This is a genomic window from Paenibacillus tianjinensis (genome assembly GCF_017086365.1).
Lineage (GTDB): Bacteria > Bacillota > Bacilli > Paenibacillales > Paenibacillaceae > Paenibacillus_AQ > Paenibacillus_AQ tianjinensis.
The window spans coordinates 4,947,980-4,965,513 of sequence record NZ_CP070969.1 but is presented as its reverse complement, the minus strand read 5'-3'; the positions used below and the strand labels follow the sequence as shown (position 1 = coordinate 4,965,513).

17 protein-coding genes, 1 rRNA gene and 1 other annotated feature are annotated in these 17,534 nt (G+C 50.1%); all 18 genes read left to right on the top strand.

What is annotated here, in order from left to right; all coding sequences use genetic code 11:
• Positions 1-48 precede the first annotated feature (48 nt).
• Positions 49-708: a septum site-determining protein MinC gene (gene minC, locus JRJ22_RS23070; RefSeq protein WP_054942703.1), complete on the top strand. Its 660-nt coding sequence runs from the start codon at positions 49-51 to the stop codon at positions 706-708.
• A gap of 5 nt (positions 709-713) precedes the next feature.
• Positions 714-1,508 carry a septum site-determining protein MinD gene (gene minD / locus JRJ22_RS23065; RefSeq protein WP_206101676.1) on the top strand — a complete coding sequence of 265 codons (795 nt, stop codon included), beginning with the start codon at positions 714-716 and terminating at the stop codon, positions 1,506-1,508.
• Positions 1,509-1,667: 159 nt separating this feature from the next.
• On the top strand, positions 1,668-2,525 hold the full coding sequence (locus tag JRJ22_RS23060; RefSeq protein WP_206101675.1) for a M23 family metallopeptidase: 858 nt from the start codon (positions 1,668-1,670) through the stop codon (positions 2,523-2,525).
• Positions 2,518-3,360 carry a M50 family metallopeptidase gene (locus JRJ22_RS23055; RefSeq protein ID WP_206101674.1) on the top strand — a complete coding sequence of 281 codons (843 nt, stop codon included), beginning with the start codon at positions 2,518-2,520 and terminating at the stop codon, positions 3,358-3,360. The genes JRJ22_RS23060 and JRJ22_RS23055 overlap by 8 nt, the downstream gene beginning before the upstream one ends.
• 33 nt (positions 3,361-3,393) lie before the next feature.
• Positions 3,394-4,635 (top strand): Rne/Rng family ribonuclease, encoded by a 1,242-nt coding sequence (locus JRJ22_RS23050; protein ID WP_206101673.1) that lies wholly within the window; start codon positions 3,394-3,396, stop codon positions 4,633-4,635.
• A gap of 93 nt (positions 4,636-4,728) precedes the next feature.
• Positions 4,729-4,814, top strand: a sequence feature (ribosomal protein L21 leader region).
• 14 nt (positions 4,815-4,828) lie between these two features.
• Positions 4,829-5,140: a 50S ribosomal protein L21 gene (gene rplU / locus JRJ22_RS23045; RefSeq protein ID WP_054942699.1), complete on the top strand. Its 312-nt coding sequence runs from the start codon at positions 4,829-4,831 to the stop codon at positions 5,138-5,140.
• Positions 5,141-5,152: 12 nt separating this feature from the next.
• The gene (locus JRJ22_RS23040) at positions 5,153-5,488 is read left to right on the top strand and encodes a ribosomal-processing cysteine protease Prp (RefSeq protein WP_206101672.1); all 336 of its coding nucleotides are present in this window, start codon (positions 5,153-5,155) and stop codon (positions 5,486-5,488) included.
• 18 nt (positions 5,489-5,506) lie between these two features.
• Complete coding sequence (gene rpmA, locus JRJ22_RS23035) at positions 5,507-5,818, top strand: 50S ribosomal protein L27 (protein WP_039876443.1); 312 nt, start codon at positions 5,507-5,509, stop codon at positions 5,816-5,818.
• Between the two features lie 199 nt (positions 5,819-6,017).
• Positions 6,018-6,758: a Spo0B domain-containing protein gene (locus JRJ22_RS23030; RefSeq protein WP_206101671.1), complete on the top strand. Its 741-nt coding sequence runs from the start codon at positions 6,018-6,020 to the stop codon at positions 6,756-6,758.
• A 15-nt stretch (positions 6,759-6,773) separates the two neighbouring features.
• Positions 6,774-8,084, top strand: a complete 1,311-nt coding sequence (gene obgE, locus JRJ22_RS23025; protein ID WP_206101670.1) for a GTPase ObgE — start codon at positions 6,774-6,776, stop codon at positions 8,082-8,084.
• A gap of 185 nt (positions 8,085-8,269) precedes the next feature.
• On the top strand, positions 8,270-8,794 hold the full coding sequence (locus tag JRJ22_RS23020) for a hypothetical protein (protein WP_206101669.1): 525 nt from the start codon (positions 8,270-8,272) through the stop codon (positions 8,792-8,794).
• Between the two features lie 87 nt (positions 8,795-8,881).
• Entirely contained in the window at positions 8,882-9,319 is a 438-nt protein-coding gene (locus tag JRJ22_RS23015) for an ACT domain-containing protein (RefSeq protein WP_206101668.1), read from the top strand.
• 136 nt (positions 9,320-9,455) lie between these two features.
• Positions 9,456-10,742, top strand: a complete 1,287-nt coding sequence (locus JRJ22_RS23010) for a homoserine dehydrogenase (RefSeq protein WP_054942694.1) — start codon at positions 9,456-9,458, stop codon at positions 10,740-10,742.
• A 58-nt stretch (positions 10,743-10,800) separates the two neighbouring features.
• On the top strand, positions 10,801-11,781 hold the full coding sequence (gene thrB, locus JRJ22_RS23005) for a homoserine kinase (RefSeq protein ID WP_206101667.1): 981 nt from the start codon (positions 10,801-10,803) through the stop codon (positions 11,779-11,781).
• The gene (gene pheA, locus JRJ22_RS23000; protein ID WP_206101666.1) at positions 11,778-12,665 is read left to right on the top strand and encodes a prephenate dehydratase; all 888 of its coding nucleotides are present in this window, start codon (positions 11,778-11,780) and stop codon (positions 12,663-12,665) included. Before thrB ends, pheA begins: the two co-directional genes overlap by 4 nt.
• Before the next feature lie 4 nt (positions 12,666-12,669).
• Positions 12,670-13,551 (top strand): branched-chain-amino-acid transaminase, encoded by an 882-nt coding sequence (gene ilvE / locus JRJ22_RS22995; protein ID WP_206101665.1) that lies wholly within the window; start codon positions 12,670-12,672, stop codon positions 13,549-13,551.
• 245 nt (positions 13,552-13,796) lie between these two features.
• Complete coding sequence (locus JRJ22_RS22990) at positions 13,797-15,383, top strand: LysM peptidoglycan-binding domain-containing protein (protein WP_206101664.1); 1,587 nt, start codon at positions 13,797-13,799, stop codon at positions 15,381-15,383.
• A gap of 465 nt (positions 15,384-15,848) precedes the next feature.
• Positions 15,849-17,396 (top strand): 16S ribosomal RNA (locus JRJ22_RS22985).
• Positions 17,397-17,534 lie beyond the last annotated feature (138 nt).

Genomic DNA, 17,534 nt, shown 5'->3' with positions numbered 1-17,534 from the left:
GAATTTACCTGACCCGGAACGAATGAATGAGGATGGGGGGACAGGCATATGACAGTAAAATCCAAGCATGTAAGGATTAAGGGCATCAAGGACGGCCTGGTATTCCTGCTAGACGACAAGTGTCCCTTTGAAGATCTCTTAAGCGAGCTTCGCTATAAGCTGGAGCACAGCCATCAAAATATTTTAACGGGTCCGATTGTGCACGTGGATGTTAAGCTGGGGAGCCGCCCCGTCACCGATGAAGACAAAGCGGCGGTGCTGGAGATTCTAAAAAGTCAGGGCAATCTGCTGATTCGCTCTATTGAAGCGGTTGAAGATCAAGGCAATGTGGATCCTGAGGCCTTGTTCCTGATGAGCGGTATGCTTCGTTCCGGGCAAGTCCTGCATCACCAGGGCAATCTGTTATTTCTAGGCGATGTGAATCCGGGAGGAACAATTACCTGTTCAGGTGATATTTATATTCTCGGAGCACTCAGAGGCATGGCTCATGCCGGGGTGGACGGCAATCAGGATGCGATTATTGCCGCTTCTTTATTGTCACCGACACAGCTGCGGATCGCCGACGTCATTAGCCGGCCTCCGGATGAATGGGGAACTCGGGAGAGCAGCATGGAATTTGCCTATTTATCGAGCGGCGCTATGCAGATCGACAAAATTCATAATATAGTCAAATTACGTCAGGGTTTAAATGTGTTTAAAGGAGTGTAGCCTCCATGGGAGAAGCGATTGTCGTAACCTCGGGCAAAGGCGGAGTTGGCAAAACAACCACAACAGCCAACATTGGAACCGCACTTGCATTGCAGGGCAAAAAAGTATGTCTGGTTGATACGGATATCGGACTGCGGAATCTGGATGTAGTTATGGGGCTGGAGAACCGGATCATCTATGACCTTGTCGATGTGGCGGAGGGACGCTGCCGCCTGAATCAGGCGCTGGTCAAGGACAAACGGTTTGATGAACTGTATATGCTGCCGGCTGCACAGACGAAAGACAAGACGTCCGTTACCCCTGAGCAGGTAAAGGATATTATTCTGGAGCTGAAGAAGGAGTACGAATACATCTTGATCGATTGTCCCGCCGGGATCGAGCACGGATTCCGTAATGCGATAGCTGGTGCTGATAAAGCTATTGTGGTTACCACTCCCGAGCATGCGGCTGTAAGAGATGCGGACCGGATTATTGGTCTGCTGGAACAATCCAGTGTAGAATCACCGAAACTGGTGGTCAACCGTATCCGGCCGGGCCTGGTCAAGACGGGAGATATGCTCGATATTGAGGACATCCTTCAAGTGCTCAATATTGACCTGATTGGAATTGTTCCGGATGATGAGCTTGTAATCAAGGCTGCGAACAGCGGGGAACCAACAGTGATGAATCCCAACTCTTCTGCAGCGATTGCTTACCGTAACATCGCGCGGCGTATTCTGGGGGATGCCGTACCGCTCATGCAGCTGGACCGCAAGCCGGGTGCGTTTAGTAAATTCAAGAAATTTTTTGGTATGGGTTAAACGGTACGGAGAGCAATTGTAGAATTATCCATAAAAATCCCGCCTGCAGAGTATCTGCGGCGGGATTTTTCTTGGTGTTCTCTTCCACGGGGGCTTGTTCTAAACAGATGCTGCGGTCTCATAAACTAGCATTAAAACAAGCCCGCCGGAGGGATGATTATGGAACAGAATTCAGGCATCAAAGGACGCCGCAAGGAACGTATCCGCAGTCTGCTGGATGAGAACCCGGAAGCAGCGGCACCGCCGCTGTTTACGCTGACCGATAATGTGACGAGCTTTAAAGAATGGGGACTTGGACAGCCAAGCGAGACTCCAACTGGACCGGAGCCCGACCCTGAACTCCTGTGGAAGCAGCAGCGCGGAGGCTGGGGGGACGAGGGGGGCGGAGGTGGTACACCGCGGTTCGCGGCCGGATTCATCCGGAGGACTATCGCAAGTGTCCTTGTATTCGGAGCAGTATGGGGTATCTTCATGTCCCGGGAGCCTTGGGCAGTTAAGGCGCAGGATTTTATTACCGATGTGCTGAGTAATGATATGGATTTTGCAGCTGCACAGGTTTGGTATGAAACACATTTTAACGGTGCGCCCTCCTTTATTCCGATTTTTGGTGACGATGAGGTACCGGCGCAAAAGGTAAATGCCTCGCACAGCTTGAGTGCTCCGCTGGAGGGAAGCATCGTACGCGCCTTCGCTTCCACACTGAAGGGAGTGGAAATTATGCCGTTGGCCGATTCAAGCGGTAATGTCACGGTGAAAAGTGTAGATACGGGCCGTGTGCTCTCTGTATCGAAAGAAGCACAAGGAGGAATCCGCGTGGTGGTTCGCCATACCGGCAATATAACAGCGGAATACGGCCATTTAAGCGGAACCCGACTATCGGCGGATGACTGGGTGCAGAGCGGAGATACTGTCGGCTGGATGCAGGAAACGGAGAGCCAGGATGCGCCGCTGCTTTTTTTTGCAATTATGAAAGACAAGACTTATATTGATCCCGCTGAAGTGGTATCGTTTGATTAGGATATTAGGAATCCAGCTGTCGCTGCATCCGCTGTTCGTGCTGATTATGCTCCTCTCTGTCATTACCGGACAGTTCCTGGAACTGCTAACGTTATTTACAATCGTATTTATTCACGAAATGGGACATGTCATTGCCGCTTTGCTGAACGGGGTTACAGTCAAGTCTGTCCAGCTGCTTCCATTTGGAGGGGTGGCTGTTATCGAGGATCACGGACGGCTGACCGCCGGCCGGGAGATTACCATTGCGCTTGCCGGACCACTGCAAAACGGAATTATGATTGTGATGGCTCTTCTCCTGCAGCACGCAGGAGGCGGCAATAGTGCTTTTCTTGCTTATTTTATACAGGCAAATGCCATTATTGCACTTTTTAATCTTTTGCCGGTGCTTCCTCTGGACGGGGGCAAAATCCTTCAGGCTGCGCTTAGTATGCTGGCGCCTTATTATTACACTCTCCTATGGAGCGGCAGAGTGAGCATAACAGCAAGCGTGCTGGTCATTTGCTATGCCCTGCTTCCGCTTTTGACAGGCGGCGGCCTGCGGCTGAACCTGCTGATGATCGGTGCTTTTCTGCTCTATTCGAATGTTACGGATCAGCGTAATTTGCCTTACCGCTTTGTGGCTTTTCTGATGAACAGGGAGGCTGCTTATGAACGGCATTTACGCTCGGGGGGGGCCGCACGTCCTATTGTGGCTTTTTCCGCGAAACCTTTAGATGATATATTGCGTCTATTTAAACGTAATCAATATCATTTTATTTATGTGATGAACGATGATAAAAATGTGGTAGCCGTTGTACCGGAGCAGCGCCTGATCTCTTCCTATTTCGGAATTTAGATACATGAATGATTGAATACCAGAGGTGAAGCCATGAAACAAATGATCGTTCACTGCACGCAGCATGTTACCCGGATGGCTCTTCTGGAGAACGGGCGGCTGGTGGAGTATGCGGCCGAGCGCGATCAGCAGCAAGGGCTGGTCGGCAGTTATTATAAAGGCCGGGTTATGAATGTTCTGCCAGGCATGCAGGCCGCTTTTGTCGATATCGGACAGAAGAAAAATGCTTTTTTATATGTTGATGATGTACTCCATCCACACTTGGACAAGCAGCCGGAGGTAAAGCCCTCCATTGATACACTGCTGCAGCCCGGCCAAGAGATCATCGTTCAGGTCCGCAAAGAGCCCCGCGGCGGCAAAGGAGCCAGGGTGACCACACACTACACACTGCCTGGACGGTGGATGGTGTACATGCCTTTTGCCGAATACGTCGGGGTGTCCAAAAAAATCAGCCGTGAATCGGAACGGAACCGGCTTAAAGTCATCGGCGAAAGACTGCGGCGGCGCGAGGAAGGGCTGATCATGCGGACGGTTTCGGAGGATGAACAGGCGGATGCGGTGGAAGGTGATCTTTCCTTTTTGCGGGCACAGTGGGAAATGATTCTCCGCCGGGCAGAAGAGGCGTCAGCTCCGGCACTGCTGCATTCCGATCTTAGTATTGTTCAGCGTTTTATCCGTGATGCTTACAATCCGCAGCTTGATGAGCTGATGATTGACTCGGCCAAGGCCGTTCGGGAGGCGGAGGCTTTTCTGGCGGAGATGGCCCCCGAGGGGTACAAGCCTGTAGGATTTTACCGTGGACAGGAGCCGATCTTTACCGCGTACGGCGTGCAGGAGCAGCTGCTCCGGAGCTTCAGCCGCAAAATCATCCTTGAGGGCGGAGCAACACTGATCTGGGACGAAACCGAGGCATTGACCGTCATTGATGTCAATACGGCTCAATATACCGGAGGAGCGACACTCGAAGAGACTGTAACACGTACGAATTTGTTAGCTGCTGAGGAGATTGGCCGGCTGATCCGTCTGCGTGATACCGGAGGCATTATTATAGTTGATTTTATTGACATGGAACTGGAAGAACATCGCAGGCAAGTGGTGGAACGGCTGGGGCGGGTGGTCAGCAGCGACCGCACCAAAACGCATATTCTGGGCTGGACCCATCTTGGACTGCTGGAGATGACCCGTAAAAAAGCAAGGCATGACTCGGCAAGCTTCGCCCCGGTGATCTGCCAATGCTGCGGCGGCACGGGCAAGGTCGGGGCCTGGCTGGAGTAACCCGCAACTTCTTAAATACCTTTCCAATAGTATTGACGATAGGTAATAAGTATGATAATATCTTCAAGTATGTGTTTGATTCTTCTAATCCTGCACATGCTGTAACCGCTCCGATCGGGTACATAAGCGCAGTTCCTCCGGGAATTTGCCACCTAGACTAGGCGAGTCTGAGACATGAGGAGGTGCAAGTACAATGTATGCAATTATCGAAACTGGTGGTAAACAATACAAAGTCCAAGAGGGCGATGTTTTGTTCATTGAGAAGCTGGTGGCTGAAGACGGCGCAAGCGTAACGTTTGACCGTGTATTGGCTGTTTCTAACGAAGGTGGTCTGACTGCAGGAACTCCGCTGGTTAGCGGCGCGTCTGTAACAGCTAAAGTCGAGAAACATGGTAAAGGCCAAAAGGTTGTAGTTTACAAATACAAACCTAAGAAGAACTACCACAAGAAACAAGGCCATCGTCAACCGTACACTAAAGTAACTATCGAGAAGATTCAAGCGTAAGAAGGTGCGTTAATGATTAACGTGCGGATTACACGGGCTTCGAACATGGGTACTGTTATCGGTTTTGAGGTGGAAGGGCATGCAGGTTATGCCAAACGCGGTGAAGATATTGTGTGTGCCGGAGTATCAGCCGTTACGGTGGGTACCGTCAATTCAATTGAGAGTCTGACCGGAATCTCCATGGATACTTCCATGAAGAATGGCTTCTTAAGCGGAACCCTCGGTTCTGTTGAAGATGCTGAAACGTCCGCGAAAGTTCAACTGCTGCTGGAATCCATGGTCTTAATGCTCAGTGATATCGCAGAATCATACGGGAAGTATATTAAGATACAGCAAGTTATCATTTAAAGAAGGAGGTTGACCAACATGTTGAAATTGGATCTTCAATTATTCGCATCGAAAAAGGGTGTAGGTTCCACAAAGAACGGACGTGATTCCCACTCCAAGCGTCTTGGCGTGAAACGTGCTGACGGTCAAGCAGTTACCGGCGGTAACATTCTGGTTCGTCAACGCGGAACAAAAATTCACCCGGGCACTAACGTAGGCATCGGTAAAGATGATACGCTGTTCGCACTGGTTGATGGCGTAGTGAAGTTCGAACGTTGGGGACGCGATCGCAAAAAAGTGAGCGTGTACCCGGTTGATGTCGCTCCGGTAGCAGCGGCAGTGGAAGCGTAAGCTTTCCGAACCACATTTGTATGTAGAAGCCTCCGGCATGAGTGCCGGGGGTTTTTTTGATAAAATATTAGAATGTATAGGTTACACGTGCTGGTGATTGCACCGGGCGCCTGTGTTATACTGGGAAATGGTAAAAGCCCCTTCGGGGCAGATTTATAATTTTGAATGAATTTTGCGAACTGAGGGACGGGGAGAAAGAATGAAATCCTGGAAAAGGTTGATCTGGGCAGTCATGTTATCCGTAGCGCTTCCTTTAGGTCTCGTGTATTGGCAAACCTCCTTTTTCACATGCCTGCTGCTCGGATTATGGGTAGCTGGGGTGCTTGCTTTCAGCTTTTATTACAACCGGCGTCATTTTGAAGAGGAACTGCGCATACAGGAGAAAACTCTGCAACAGGCGGCAAACCGGACACTGAATCATCATCGTCATGACTGGATGAATGATCTGCAGGTACTTTACGGATATATCCAGCTGGGGAAGCGTGATAAATCCGTACAATGTGTGGAAAGAATAAAGGAACGCATCGCACTGGATAGCCGGATCGCTAAGCTTGGCATTCCGTCGCTGGTGTTCTATCTGCAGTCCTTCCGCACTTTCCGGAGTAATCTGGAGCTGGAAGTGCAGGTAGAGGAAGGATTGCAGCTGGAGGACAAGCTGACTCCTGATCAGGGGGACGAACTAACTTCTGTGATTATGCAGACGGTAAGGGCTTACCAATATAGCGGACTCACGCTACAGGGCGATACACGGACACTCCGCCTCGGCTTTTCACAGGATGGAGGAGACATTCTCATCTCTTTCGAAAGCAAGGGAGATCATGGTAATCCCGAGCTGCTGCAGGGGCAAATTTATAATATAGTACAAGGCAAAATCATGAAGGCGGAGCAGTGGAAGCCAAGTGAGGCTTACGTAGAGCTGCGTGTACCGCTGGGAATGTAAGGAAGGTGAACATGAATGTTCGTAGATAAAGCTAAGATTTATGTAAAGGGCGGCGACGGCGGCGATGGACTCGTTGCGTTCCGCCGGGAAAAGTATGTGCCGGAAGGCGGTCCTGCCGGTGGAGACGGCGGACGCGGGGGAGACGTTATTTTCCGCGTGGATGAAGGCTTGCGTACTTTGATGGATTTCCGTTATCAGCGCCACTTCAAAGCGGAACGCGGAGTAAAGGGCCGCAACAAAAGCCAGCACGGAGCGAACGCCGAGCATATGATCGTGCGCATTCCTCCGGGAACTGTATTGATTGATGATGATACTCAGGAAGTCATTGCTGATATGACCCGTCACGGCCAGCAGGTAGTGGTGGCGAAGGGCGGACGCGGGGGACGGGGAAATACCCGGTTTGCCACTGCAAACAATACCGCGCCAGAACTCGCAGAGAACGGTGAGGAAGGCCAGGAACGTTATATTGTCATGGAGCTTAAGGTCATGGCAGATGTAGGGTTGGTAGGCTTCCCGAGTGTAGGCAAATCTACACTGTTATCGGTGGTGTCAGCGGCACAGCCAAAGATCGGTGCGTATCACTTTACTACAATTACTCCAAATCTGGGTGTAGTTGATGTTGGTGATGGCCGCAGCTTCGTAATGGCGGATCTGCCCGGTCTGATTGAGGGTGCCAGCGAAGGTGTGGGCCTGGGGCATGAATTTCTGCGCCATGTTGAACGCACGCGCGTCATTATTCATGTAGTGGATATGTCCGGTTCCGAGGGACGTGATCCTTTCGAAGACTGGGTGCTCATTAATGATGAGCTGAAGCAGTACAACGCGAGTCTGATCGACCGTCCGCAGATCGTTGCAGCGAACAAGATGGATATGCCGGAATCGGAAGCGAATCTGGTTTCCTTCCGTGAACGGGTAGCGGAACTGCGCCCGGATATGGAGATTATGCCGATCTCTTCACTAACCCGTCAAGGGGTTCAGGAACTGCTGTACCGGGCAACAGATCTTCTCGACAGCATCCCGGTTGCACCGGTAGTAGAAGAAGTAGCAGAAACCTCGGAACGCAAGGTATACAAGCTGGAAGCCGAAGATGATAATACCTTCACTATTACTCGTGACAATGATGCGTTTGTTGTCAGCAGTCCGCGCATTGAGAAAATGCTCAAACGCATGCAGCTTAGCACGCATGATGCGATTCTGAAGCTCGCCCGTACGCTGCGGCATATGGGAGTAGACGCAGAACTGCGTAAACGCGGAGCTGTGGAAGGCACAATCGTCCGCATAGGTGAATTCGAATTCGAGTTTGTAGAGAACAGCAGCTACTATTAAATAATTTATCTGCCGGTTAGGCAGAGAGTTATGGAACGCCGACAGTGATTTCCCGTCAGGGGAGAACACCGCCGGCGTTTTTTTCGTGCAGACAACCCTAAACAGCCCTTGAATCGTTTACAATAATAAGCGGAAATGAATGTCAAGTATAGGAGCACAAGAAGGAATGGTTAAAGGGGGAAGTTATGCGGAAGAACAAGCGCTATACGGGTATCGTCAGCTTAATTTACGCTGTAGCAGTCATTCTCACATTATTTTCCTTTATGATCCTGGCCTTCTCAGAATCACAGCTGGCCGAGCTGATTATCAGTGCTGTTATCCTTGGGGCAGCCGGTATTTACGGCCGGAGTACTGCAGTAAAGCTACAGAAAACTAAGGATACTCTGCGGATTCATCGCCAGCATCTGGCGGAATTACAGGATATAAGGGAGCTTGCCGGTACATGGAGGCATCCTGGAGCGGAATGGCTGACAGAACTGGTTACCGGCTTAGAAGAACGGTTTCAATACAGCGCTCCGGTTTCCCATTCCAGTCTGTTCGCCATTGAGGTTATCCTTACTCAGCAAATATCTTTGCTTCATGATCAGGTAAGCCTGCTGATGACGCTTCAGCGCCCGGGCGACAATTGGGAAGAGTCTGCAAGTGAACTGGCGGAGAGTATTTCCGCTACGCTCCAGCGGCGAAATATGGAGCTTGCAGCGCTTAAATAGCGGTATGAAAATGTATTGCTTTTTTCAGTTCCTTTCAAGTATAATGTCCACTATATAAACACAAAAGTCTTTGGGGTGAGGACGTTCGTGAAAGAACGCTATTATTTGGTCCGGGAGGACATTTTGCCTGATGCCGTGCTGAAGACCATGCAGGTCAAACAGCTGCTTGAAGCGGGTGACGCCAAGACGGTACATGAAGGTGTAGAACAGGTTGGACTTAGCCGCAGTGCTTTCTATAAATACAAAGATGGTATTCATCTGATCCATCAGCTCGAGCGTGAACGTATAGTTACGATTTCGCTTGATCTGGAGCATGAATCCGGTATGCTGTCCAAAGTGCTGGGCTGTGTCGCTGTGCATGGGGCTAACGTGCTCACGATTAATCAGAGTATTCCGCTGCAGGGACGGGCTAATGTCGTGATCTCTGTGGAAATTTCACATTTGAATGAAGAACTGGGCGACATGCTGGAAGGACTTAAGGAAATCTCCGGTGTGAAGCGGGCCGTAATCATCGGCCAGGGTTAACAAGCAAGTTTTATTACGTAGAAATGATCTAGGAAGTATAGCTTCATAAAACTTAAGCGAATGCTTACGAAGCAAGTTTTATTACGTAGAAATGATCTAGGAAGTATAGCTTCATAAAACTTTTAGGAGGAACCAAATGAAGCCGGTTAAAGTTGGACTATTGGGACTGGGAACAGTCGGTGCGGGCGTGGTCCGTATCGTAGAAGGAAATCAGGAGGATTTGAGCAGCCAAGTGGGATCACCGATTATTATTGAACGCATCGCTGTAAAGAACGCCGATAAGCCGCGTGATATCGAAGTCGATTCCGCCAAAATCACTACAGATCCCTGGGAGCTCATCCGCGATCCGGAAATTGATGTGATCGTCGAAGTGATGGGCGGCATCGCCGGGACGAAGGAATATATTCTTGAAGCGCTGGAGCGGGGCAAACATATTGTAACCGCCAATAAAGACCTGATGGCACTCCATGGATCGGAAATTTTGGCTAAGGCGCAGGAGAAGCAGTGTGATGTATTTTATGAGGCCAGTGTAGCCGGCGGGATTCCGATAATCCGCACATTGATCGAGGGGTTTTCCTCCGACAAGATTATGAAGATCATGGGGATTGTGAACGGTACAACCAATTACATATTGAGTAAAATGAGTCAGGAAGGCGCCTCCTACAATGATGTGCTTAAAGAAGCGCAGGAACTGGGATATGCGGAATCGGATCCTACTTCGGATGTGGAAGGCTTGGACGCTGCACGCAAAATGGCTATTCTGGGCACACTCGGCTTCCGCACAAATGTGGAGCTGAATGATGTCAGTGTCAGCGGGATTTCCGGTGTGAGCAAGGAAGATATCGCTTTTGCCAAACGGCTTGGTTATGATATGAAGCTGCTGGGAATCGCAGAACGTGAGGATGAAGAGTTCAGCATTAGCGTCCAGCCGACGATGATCCGTACCAGTCATCCGCTAGCTTCTGTAAATGGCGTATTTAATGCGGTTTATGTATATGGCCAGGCTGTTGGAGAAACTATGTTCTACGGTGCAGGTGCAGGGGCCATGCCTACGGCAACTTCTATTGTCGCCGATCTGGTGGCTGTGATTAAGAACCTGAAGCTTGGCGTAAATGGCCTGAAGCAAATTGTTCCATACAAACAGAAGAAACTTAAGAGCGACGAAGCTATTTTTTATAAGAACTTTTTGCTGCTGCATGTTGATGATAAAGCGGGGGTACTGGCGAAGATTACCCAGGTGTTTGCGGAGTATGATGTCAGCCTCGATTCTGTAGTTCAGCAGGCCAATCCGAATAATCCTGACGCAGAAATTATTATAGTAACGCATAATGCCAGTAAGGCGAGTATGAATAAAGTAATGCGGCATCTCGAGGAGCTTGCGGTCATCCATCGGATTAAGAGCCACTATCGCGTAGAGGGATAATACTCCTTCTGAACAGCTATTATACCGCGCAAAAAATATGAAGGAGATTTCACCAGCTATGAGTATGTACGGAAGGTCTAGAGTAAAAGTGCCCGCCAGTACCGCCAATCTGGGTCCCGGCTTTGATACGTTGGGGATGGCTCTGTCACTGTATGAATGGATTGAGATGGAAGAGGCGGAGGAGACGGTTTTTCACTTTTTTGGAGACGCAATGAACGGGGTTGCCGGTGACAAAAGCAATCTGATTTATCAGGTGGCGCAAATGGTGTTCGACGAAGCCGGAGTTTCGATTCCCGAGCTGTCGATATCAGTGTATTCCGAAATTCCGCTGACACGCGGTCTTGGCAGCAGTGCCTCGGCCATCGTTGGCGGAATGGCAGCGGCTAATGCTATGATTGGCTCACCGCTGGATCACGCGAAACTGTTCGACATGGCCTGCGCCCTGGAAAAGCATCCGGACAATGTTGGAGCCTCCTTGTTCGGGGGCATAATTACGGCAGTGTGGGACGGTGTCCATGCCGACTATATCCGGATCGAGCCTCCGCAGGACCTTGAGGTGCTGGTCGTTATTCCGGAATTCGAGCTGGCAACGACCAAGGCCCGCGGGGTGTTGCCGGCTGAAATTACCGTAAGTGATGCGGTGTATAACATTAGCCGGACCTCGCTTTTAACAGCAGCCTTGGCCACTGGCAGGCTGGATTTAATCAGCCGGGCCATGCAGGACCGCTTGCATCAGCCCTACCGTGCACCGCTTGTACCCGGAATGGAGAAGCTGCTGGCTGAAGCTCCACAGCATGGGGCGCTGGGCATTGCGCTTAGCGGAGCGGGACCGACACTGCTGTGTCTGGTGGACCGCAGCGAGAGTAAGAAGCAGGAGCTGGAGCTTTTTCTGAAGGAAACGATGCTTGAGCACGGTATTCAGGCCCAGACCTGCTGGCTGCCGCCTTCTGGTGCCGGTGTGACTGCAGAGCTGCTGGAAAGAAACGGGATGCAAAACCATTCATTTTTGGATATGATAAAAGGAGAAGTACAGTTATGAAGTCTATAGCGGTATTGCCGCAGGGCACCGTATCCCACGAAGCGCTGCTGCATTTGTTTGGTGATGAGCCTGTCCGGATCGTGCATCACAAGCTGATTTCCGACGTTTTTCTCTCTACGGCAGGCGGTTCTACCGATTACAGTGTAATTCCGATTGAGAATACGATCGAGGGATCGGTTAGTTTGCATATCGACTGGCTCATTAATGAAGTGAATCTGCCTATGCAGGCGGAATGGATTTATCCGTCGGTTCAGAATTTGATCAGTAATCCCGGGGAACTTATGGATAGCAGCGGGCATAAGGACTACAGCAAAGTGGTGAAGATTCTCTCTCACCCTGTCGCTATGGCACAATGCCTGCAGTTCGTCCGTGAGCATGCCCCGCAGGCTGATCTGGAATCGGTAGGGAGCACCTCGGAAGCCGTGGAAATTGTGAAGCACAATCCCGGCAAAGGCTGGGCTGCCATCGGTACAGCGCTTGGGGCGTCTACGCATAACCTTGAGATCGTTGACCGCAAGATTACCGATCACCATAACAATTACACGCGTTTCGTGTTGGTGGGACCGCACAAGCTGACCCTTCCGCAGAAGAGCGCCGGTGATAAGACAAGTATTCTTGTAACCCTGCCGGAGGATTTTCCGGGAGCCCTGCATCAGGTGCTGTCCGCATTTGCCTGGCGGCGTCTGAATTTATCACGTATTGAATCACGGCCAACGAAGAAGAAACTGGGTACTTATTATTTCTACATTGATGTGCTGGAACCGATAGAATCTGTCCTGCTACCTGCTGCGATTGAAGAGATCAAGGCTTTGGGCTGTCAGGTACGGGTTCTGGGCTCGTATCCCACATACACCTATGAGGAAGAGAAAGCGGAGGTGCAGTAAGTTCATGGCTGAGCAATGGATCTATCTGGATGGACAACACGTAACAAAGGGAAATGCAAAGGTATCCGTATTTGATCACGGGTTTCTTTATGGAGATGGCATTTTTGAAGGCATCCGTATTTATAACGGCAACATTTTTAAATGCAAAGAGCATCTGGACAGGCTGTATGATTCGGCCAAATCCATTATGCTGGACATTCCGCTGACTTACGATGAGATGCTGGAAGCAATGGCAGAGACGATTCGTCTGAATGAAATGCGTAACGGATATATCCGTTTAATCGTTTCACGTGGTCCAGGTAACCTGGGACTTGATCCGCGCCGCTGCCCTAAGGCCAGTGTAATCATCATTGTGGAGCAACTCGCGATCTATCCGGAGCAGGCTTACCTGAACGGCTTGCGTGCCGTCTCCGTTTCGCAGCGCCGCAACCTTCCGGATGCACTCAATCCGAAGATCAAGTCGCTAAACTATCTGAACAACATCCTCGTCAAAATCCAGTCCAATCTGGCGGAAGCCGATGAAGCGATTATGATGAACGCCCAGGGTTATGTAACCGAAGGCTCCGGTGATAATATCTTCATCGTCAAAAGAGGAGTAGTCTATACACCGCCTTGCTACCTGGGAGCGCTGGAAGGCATCACCCGCCTGGCGATTATCGAGCTCTGCGAGAAGCTGGGTCTGCCTCTGAAAGAAGAACCTTTCACTATGCATGACGTTTATATCGCCGATGAAGTTTTCTTTACCGGAACCGCAGCCGAAGTTATCGCCGCACGCGAAATCGACGGCCGGATTATCGGAGAAGGGCATGCAGGCCCGATTACGCTGCAGCTGCTTGAAGAATTCCGCAATGCCGTAGATAAAGACGGTTATAAGGTTTGGGGCTAATCCAGTCTCTTTTTACAGATCTAAGCTGATATCAAAAAATCCTTTCATGTCTGACATGAAAGGATTTTTTTTGTTCCAGGGATGTCAATCGCCCATGGGCTGCATAAGATGTAGTAACGAAGGAGGCGGCTGTACCGCATATAACGATGCTCGAGATCCGTGCAGAAAGTCCTGAGCCGGAATTTGCAGCTGTAAAGATGGCAACGCGCTCCAACAATTAAGCACTTTTAGGAGGTTAATGCTGCGTGAAAATACACATTGTCAAACAAGGCGATACGCTCTATGCATTATCGCAAAAGTACGGAGTATCGCTGCAAAAAATCATTGAGGCCAATCCGCAAATCAGTAATCCTGATGTGCTTGTCTTAGGGGATAAGGTCAAGATCCCTTCCGCTCCGACACCAGTGCCGGATAACAGTGAGCTTTTCTATAAACATACCGTTAAACAAGGAGATACGCTCTGGAAATTGTCCAAGGCTTGGGGGATTACGTTAAAGGAAATGATTGATGCTAATCCGCAGCTTAAAAACCCCAATGCGCTCCTGACAGGTGAAATCGTCAATATTCCTAAAAAGTCTAACGCAACTCCAATACAGCCCCAATCCACTCAAACCAATACTACCCCTCCTCAGCCTGAAGCCACATCACCTGCAGTGGTAGACAAAACGAAGGTCGGCGGTAAAACATACACTGGACCTAAAGAAGAAGCGGTTCAAGAAGCAGCTCCTATGCCTGCACCTGTCCCTGAACCAGTAATCTCTAAAGAACCTGAAGCGAACTTAGCTTCAGAAGTGAAAACAGCTCCTGAAGTAAACATATCGCCAGAAGTAGTGAACATAGCTCCTGAAGTAAACAAGGCACCTGAGGTCTCACCTGTCCAGATGGTCCATGAGTCTCAGAGCCTGTATGTACAAATCTCGGTTCCTGCGCAGGAGGCTGTTGCCTACGAAATGCCTAAGGAGAAAGGCAAAACGGAGGTTCAGCAGGCGTACTGGACTGCAAATAAGGAAATGCCATGCGACAAAACAGCGGGTTACCCCGGATTAAACGAGAATCCGTATCTTTTTGATTGCCCGCAGGTATATCCTTATTATGAGCAGGCGATGCCGGTGATGGGCGTGAATCCCGCGCAGAATTACATTCAGCCAGCCGCTTATATGCAGGAGAGCATGCCTCCCTATATTTATCCGGGTAATATGTATCCCGTCTCAGAGACTCAGGAACCCTGGTATCCGAACTATACCTCTGATTACACTGCTGGGCCATTAACCGCTGTAAGTCCAGCTGTCGACTATCCGTCTTATGGAGTACCCCAATATGGCGGCCAGACGATGAATCTGCCATGGCCATCCTGTGGTTGCGGTGGGGAAGTTCCTATGCAGCACTATGGTTATGAACAGCCAGCTTTTGGTGGTTATCCGGTTTATATGCCGCAGCCGGGCGTAATCTCTCCTTATGGGGTAGGAGCGGGTAACTTGCCTAATGCAGCAGCGAATTCTGTAGCGCCATTTGAAACATATGCAAACGCCCCGATATCCGGCATTCCTGCCTATCCGTCCTATCCGGGCATGGAGAACTTTGCACATCATAACCGGGTACCGGAAATATTGGAGCCTGAGCCTATTGAGCCTCATACACCTCAAGCAGCCGTTAATACAACGGAAGCTGCAACAAAGACTAAAAACCGTAGCAATAAAACAGGAGCAGCTAAGGTGAAAACATCAAGCCTTACTGGTACCAAGTCCGGTAAACCTGCTTCCAAACAGGGGGGGAATCAGAACAGCCGGTCGGGGAGCGCTAAGAAAAGCAAGAATCCATGGATTTTGAACTAATCATTCTTAGTCCTACACTAGTTCTGCAAGCATGTAAGGTTGCGTTCATATAAGCAGCCTTACATGCTCTTTAACATTCCCATAGTGTATAAGTGATGCATAGTAGTTTTAGATATTCTGAGGTACTCATTTGTAAAATTGGAAAAAGCTATGGGTTGTTTTTGTAGGACGAGTCGTGTTATATTATAAATCCAGTCGGGAACAGCAAGATAATGTGAAGGACTGGAACATGATTATCCGATATGATTTGCTAACTTTCTTAAAAATAAATGTTGCATTCAATCGGAAAACGTGATATATTATAAGAGTTGCTGGTGACGAGCTAATCATCACTGACAGCGAGCTTGATCTTTGAAAACTGAACAACGAGTGAGTACCTGGAGATCACTTCGGTGAGATCCAAAATTAGAGAATGCAAATTCTCGTCAGATGTTTCAAAATGAGCAATCGCTCTTTCTAAATACCAATTTGGAGAGTTTGATCCTGGCTCAGGACGAACGCTGGCGGCGTGCCTAATACATGCAAGTCGAGCGGAGTTTATCCTTCGGGATAAGCTTAGCGGCGGACGGGTGAGTAACACGTAGGCAACCTACCCCTCAGACTGGGATAACTACCGGAAACGGTAGCTAATACCGGATAATTCCTTTCTTCTCATGAAGAAAGGATGAAAGGCGGAGCAATCTGCTACTGAAGGATGGGCCTGCGGCGCATTAGCTAGTTGGTGAGGTAACGGCTCACCAAGGCGACGATGCGTAGCCGACCTGAGAGGGTGAACGGCCACACTGGGACTGAGACACGGCCCAGACTCCTACGGGAGGCAGCAGTAGGGAATCTTCCGCAATGGGCGAAAGCCTGACGGAGCAACGCCGCGTGAGTGATGAAGGTTTTCGGATCGTAAAGCTCTGTTGCCAGGGAAGAACGTCCGGTAGAGTAACTGCTACCGGAGTGACGGTACCTGAGAAGAAAGCCCCGGCTAACTACGTGCCAGCAGCCGCGGTAATACGTAGGGGGCAAGCGTTGTCCGGAATTATTGGGCGTAAAGCGCGCGCAGGCGGCTATTTAAGTCTGGTGTTTAAACCTTGGGCTCAACCTGGGGTCGCACTGGAAACTGGATGGCTTGAGTACAGAAGAGGAAAGTGGAATTCCACGTGTAGCGGTGAAATGCGTAGATATGTGGAGGAACACCAGTGGCGAAGGCGACTTTCTGGGCTGTAACTGACGCTGAGGCGCGAAAGCGTGGGGAGCAAACAGGATTAGATACCCTGGTAGTCCACGCCGTAAACGATGAGTGCTAGGTGTTAGGGGTTTCGATACCCTTGGTGCCGAAGTTAACACAGTAAGCACTCCGCCTGGGGAGTACGGTCGCAAGACTGAAACTCAAAGGAATTGACGGGGACCCGCACAAGCAGTGGAGTATGTGGTTTAATTCGAAGCAACGCGAAGAACCTTACCAGGTCTTGACATCCCTCTGAATCCTCTAGAGATAGAGGCGGCCTTCGGGACAGAGGAGACAGGTGGTGCATGGTTGTCGTCAGCTCGTGTCGTGAGATGTTGGGTTAAGTCCCGCAACGAGCGCAACCCTTGACTTTAGTTGCCAGCAGGTAAAGCTGGGCACTCTAGAGTGACTGCCGGTGACAAACCGGAGGAAGGTGGGGATGACGTCAAATCATCATGCCCCTTATGACCTGGGCTACACACGTACTACAATGGCCGGTACAACGGGAAGCGAAGCCGCGAGGCGGAGCCAATCCCAGCAAAGCCGGTCTCAGTTCGGATTGCAGGCTGCAACTCGCCTGCATGAAGTCGGAATTGCTAGTAATCGCGGATCAGCATGCCGCGGTGAATACGTTCCCGGGTCTTGTACACACCGCCCGTCACACCACGAGAGTTTACAACACCCGAAGTCGGTGGGGTAACCCGCAAGGGGGCCAGCCGCCGAAGGTGGGGTAGATGATTGGGGTGAAGTCGTAACAAGGTAGCCGTATCGGAAGGTGCGGCTGGATCACCTCCTTTCTATGGAGAATCGTTCTCTGCAATGAGAACATTCAAATTTTAAATCTAACCGGTCGGTTAGTTACTCACTCGTTGGTCAGTTTTGAGAGTTTAAGCTCTCAGCAGTACCTTGATCCTTGAAAACTGGATACCGAAACG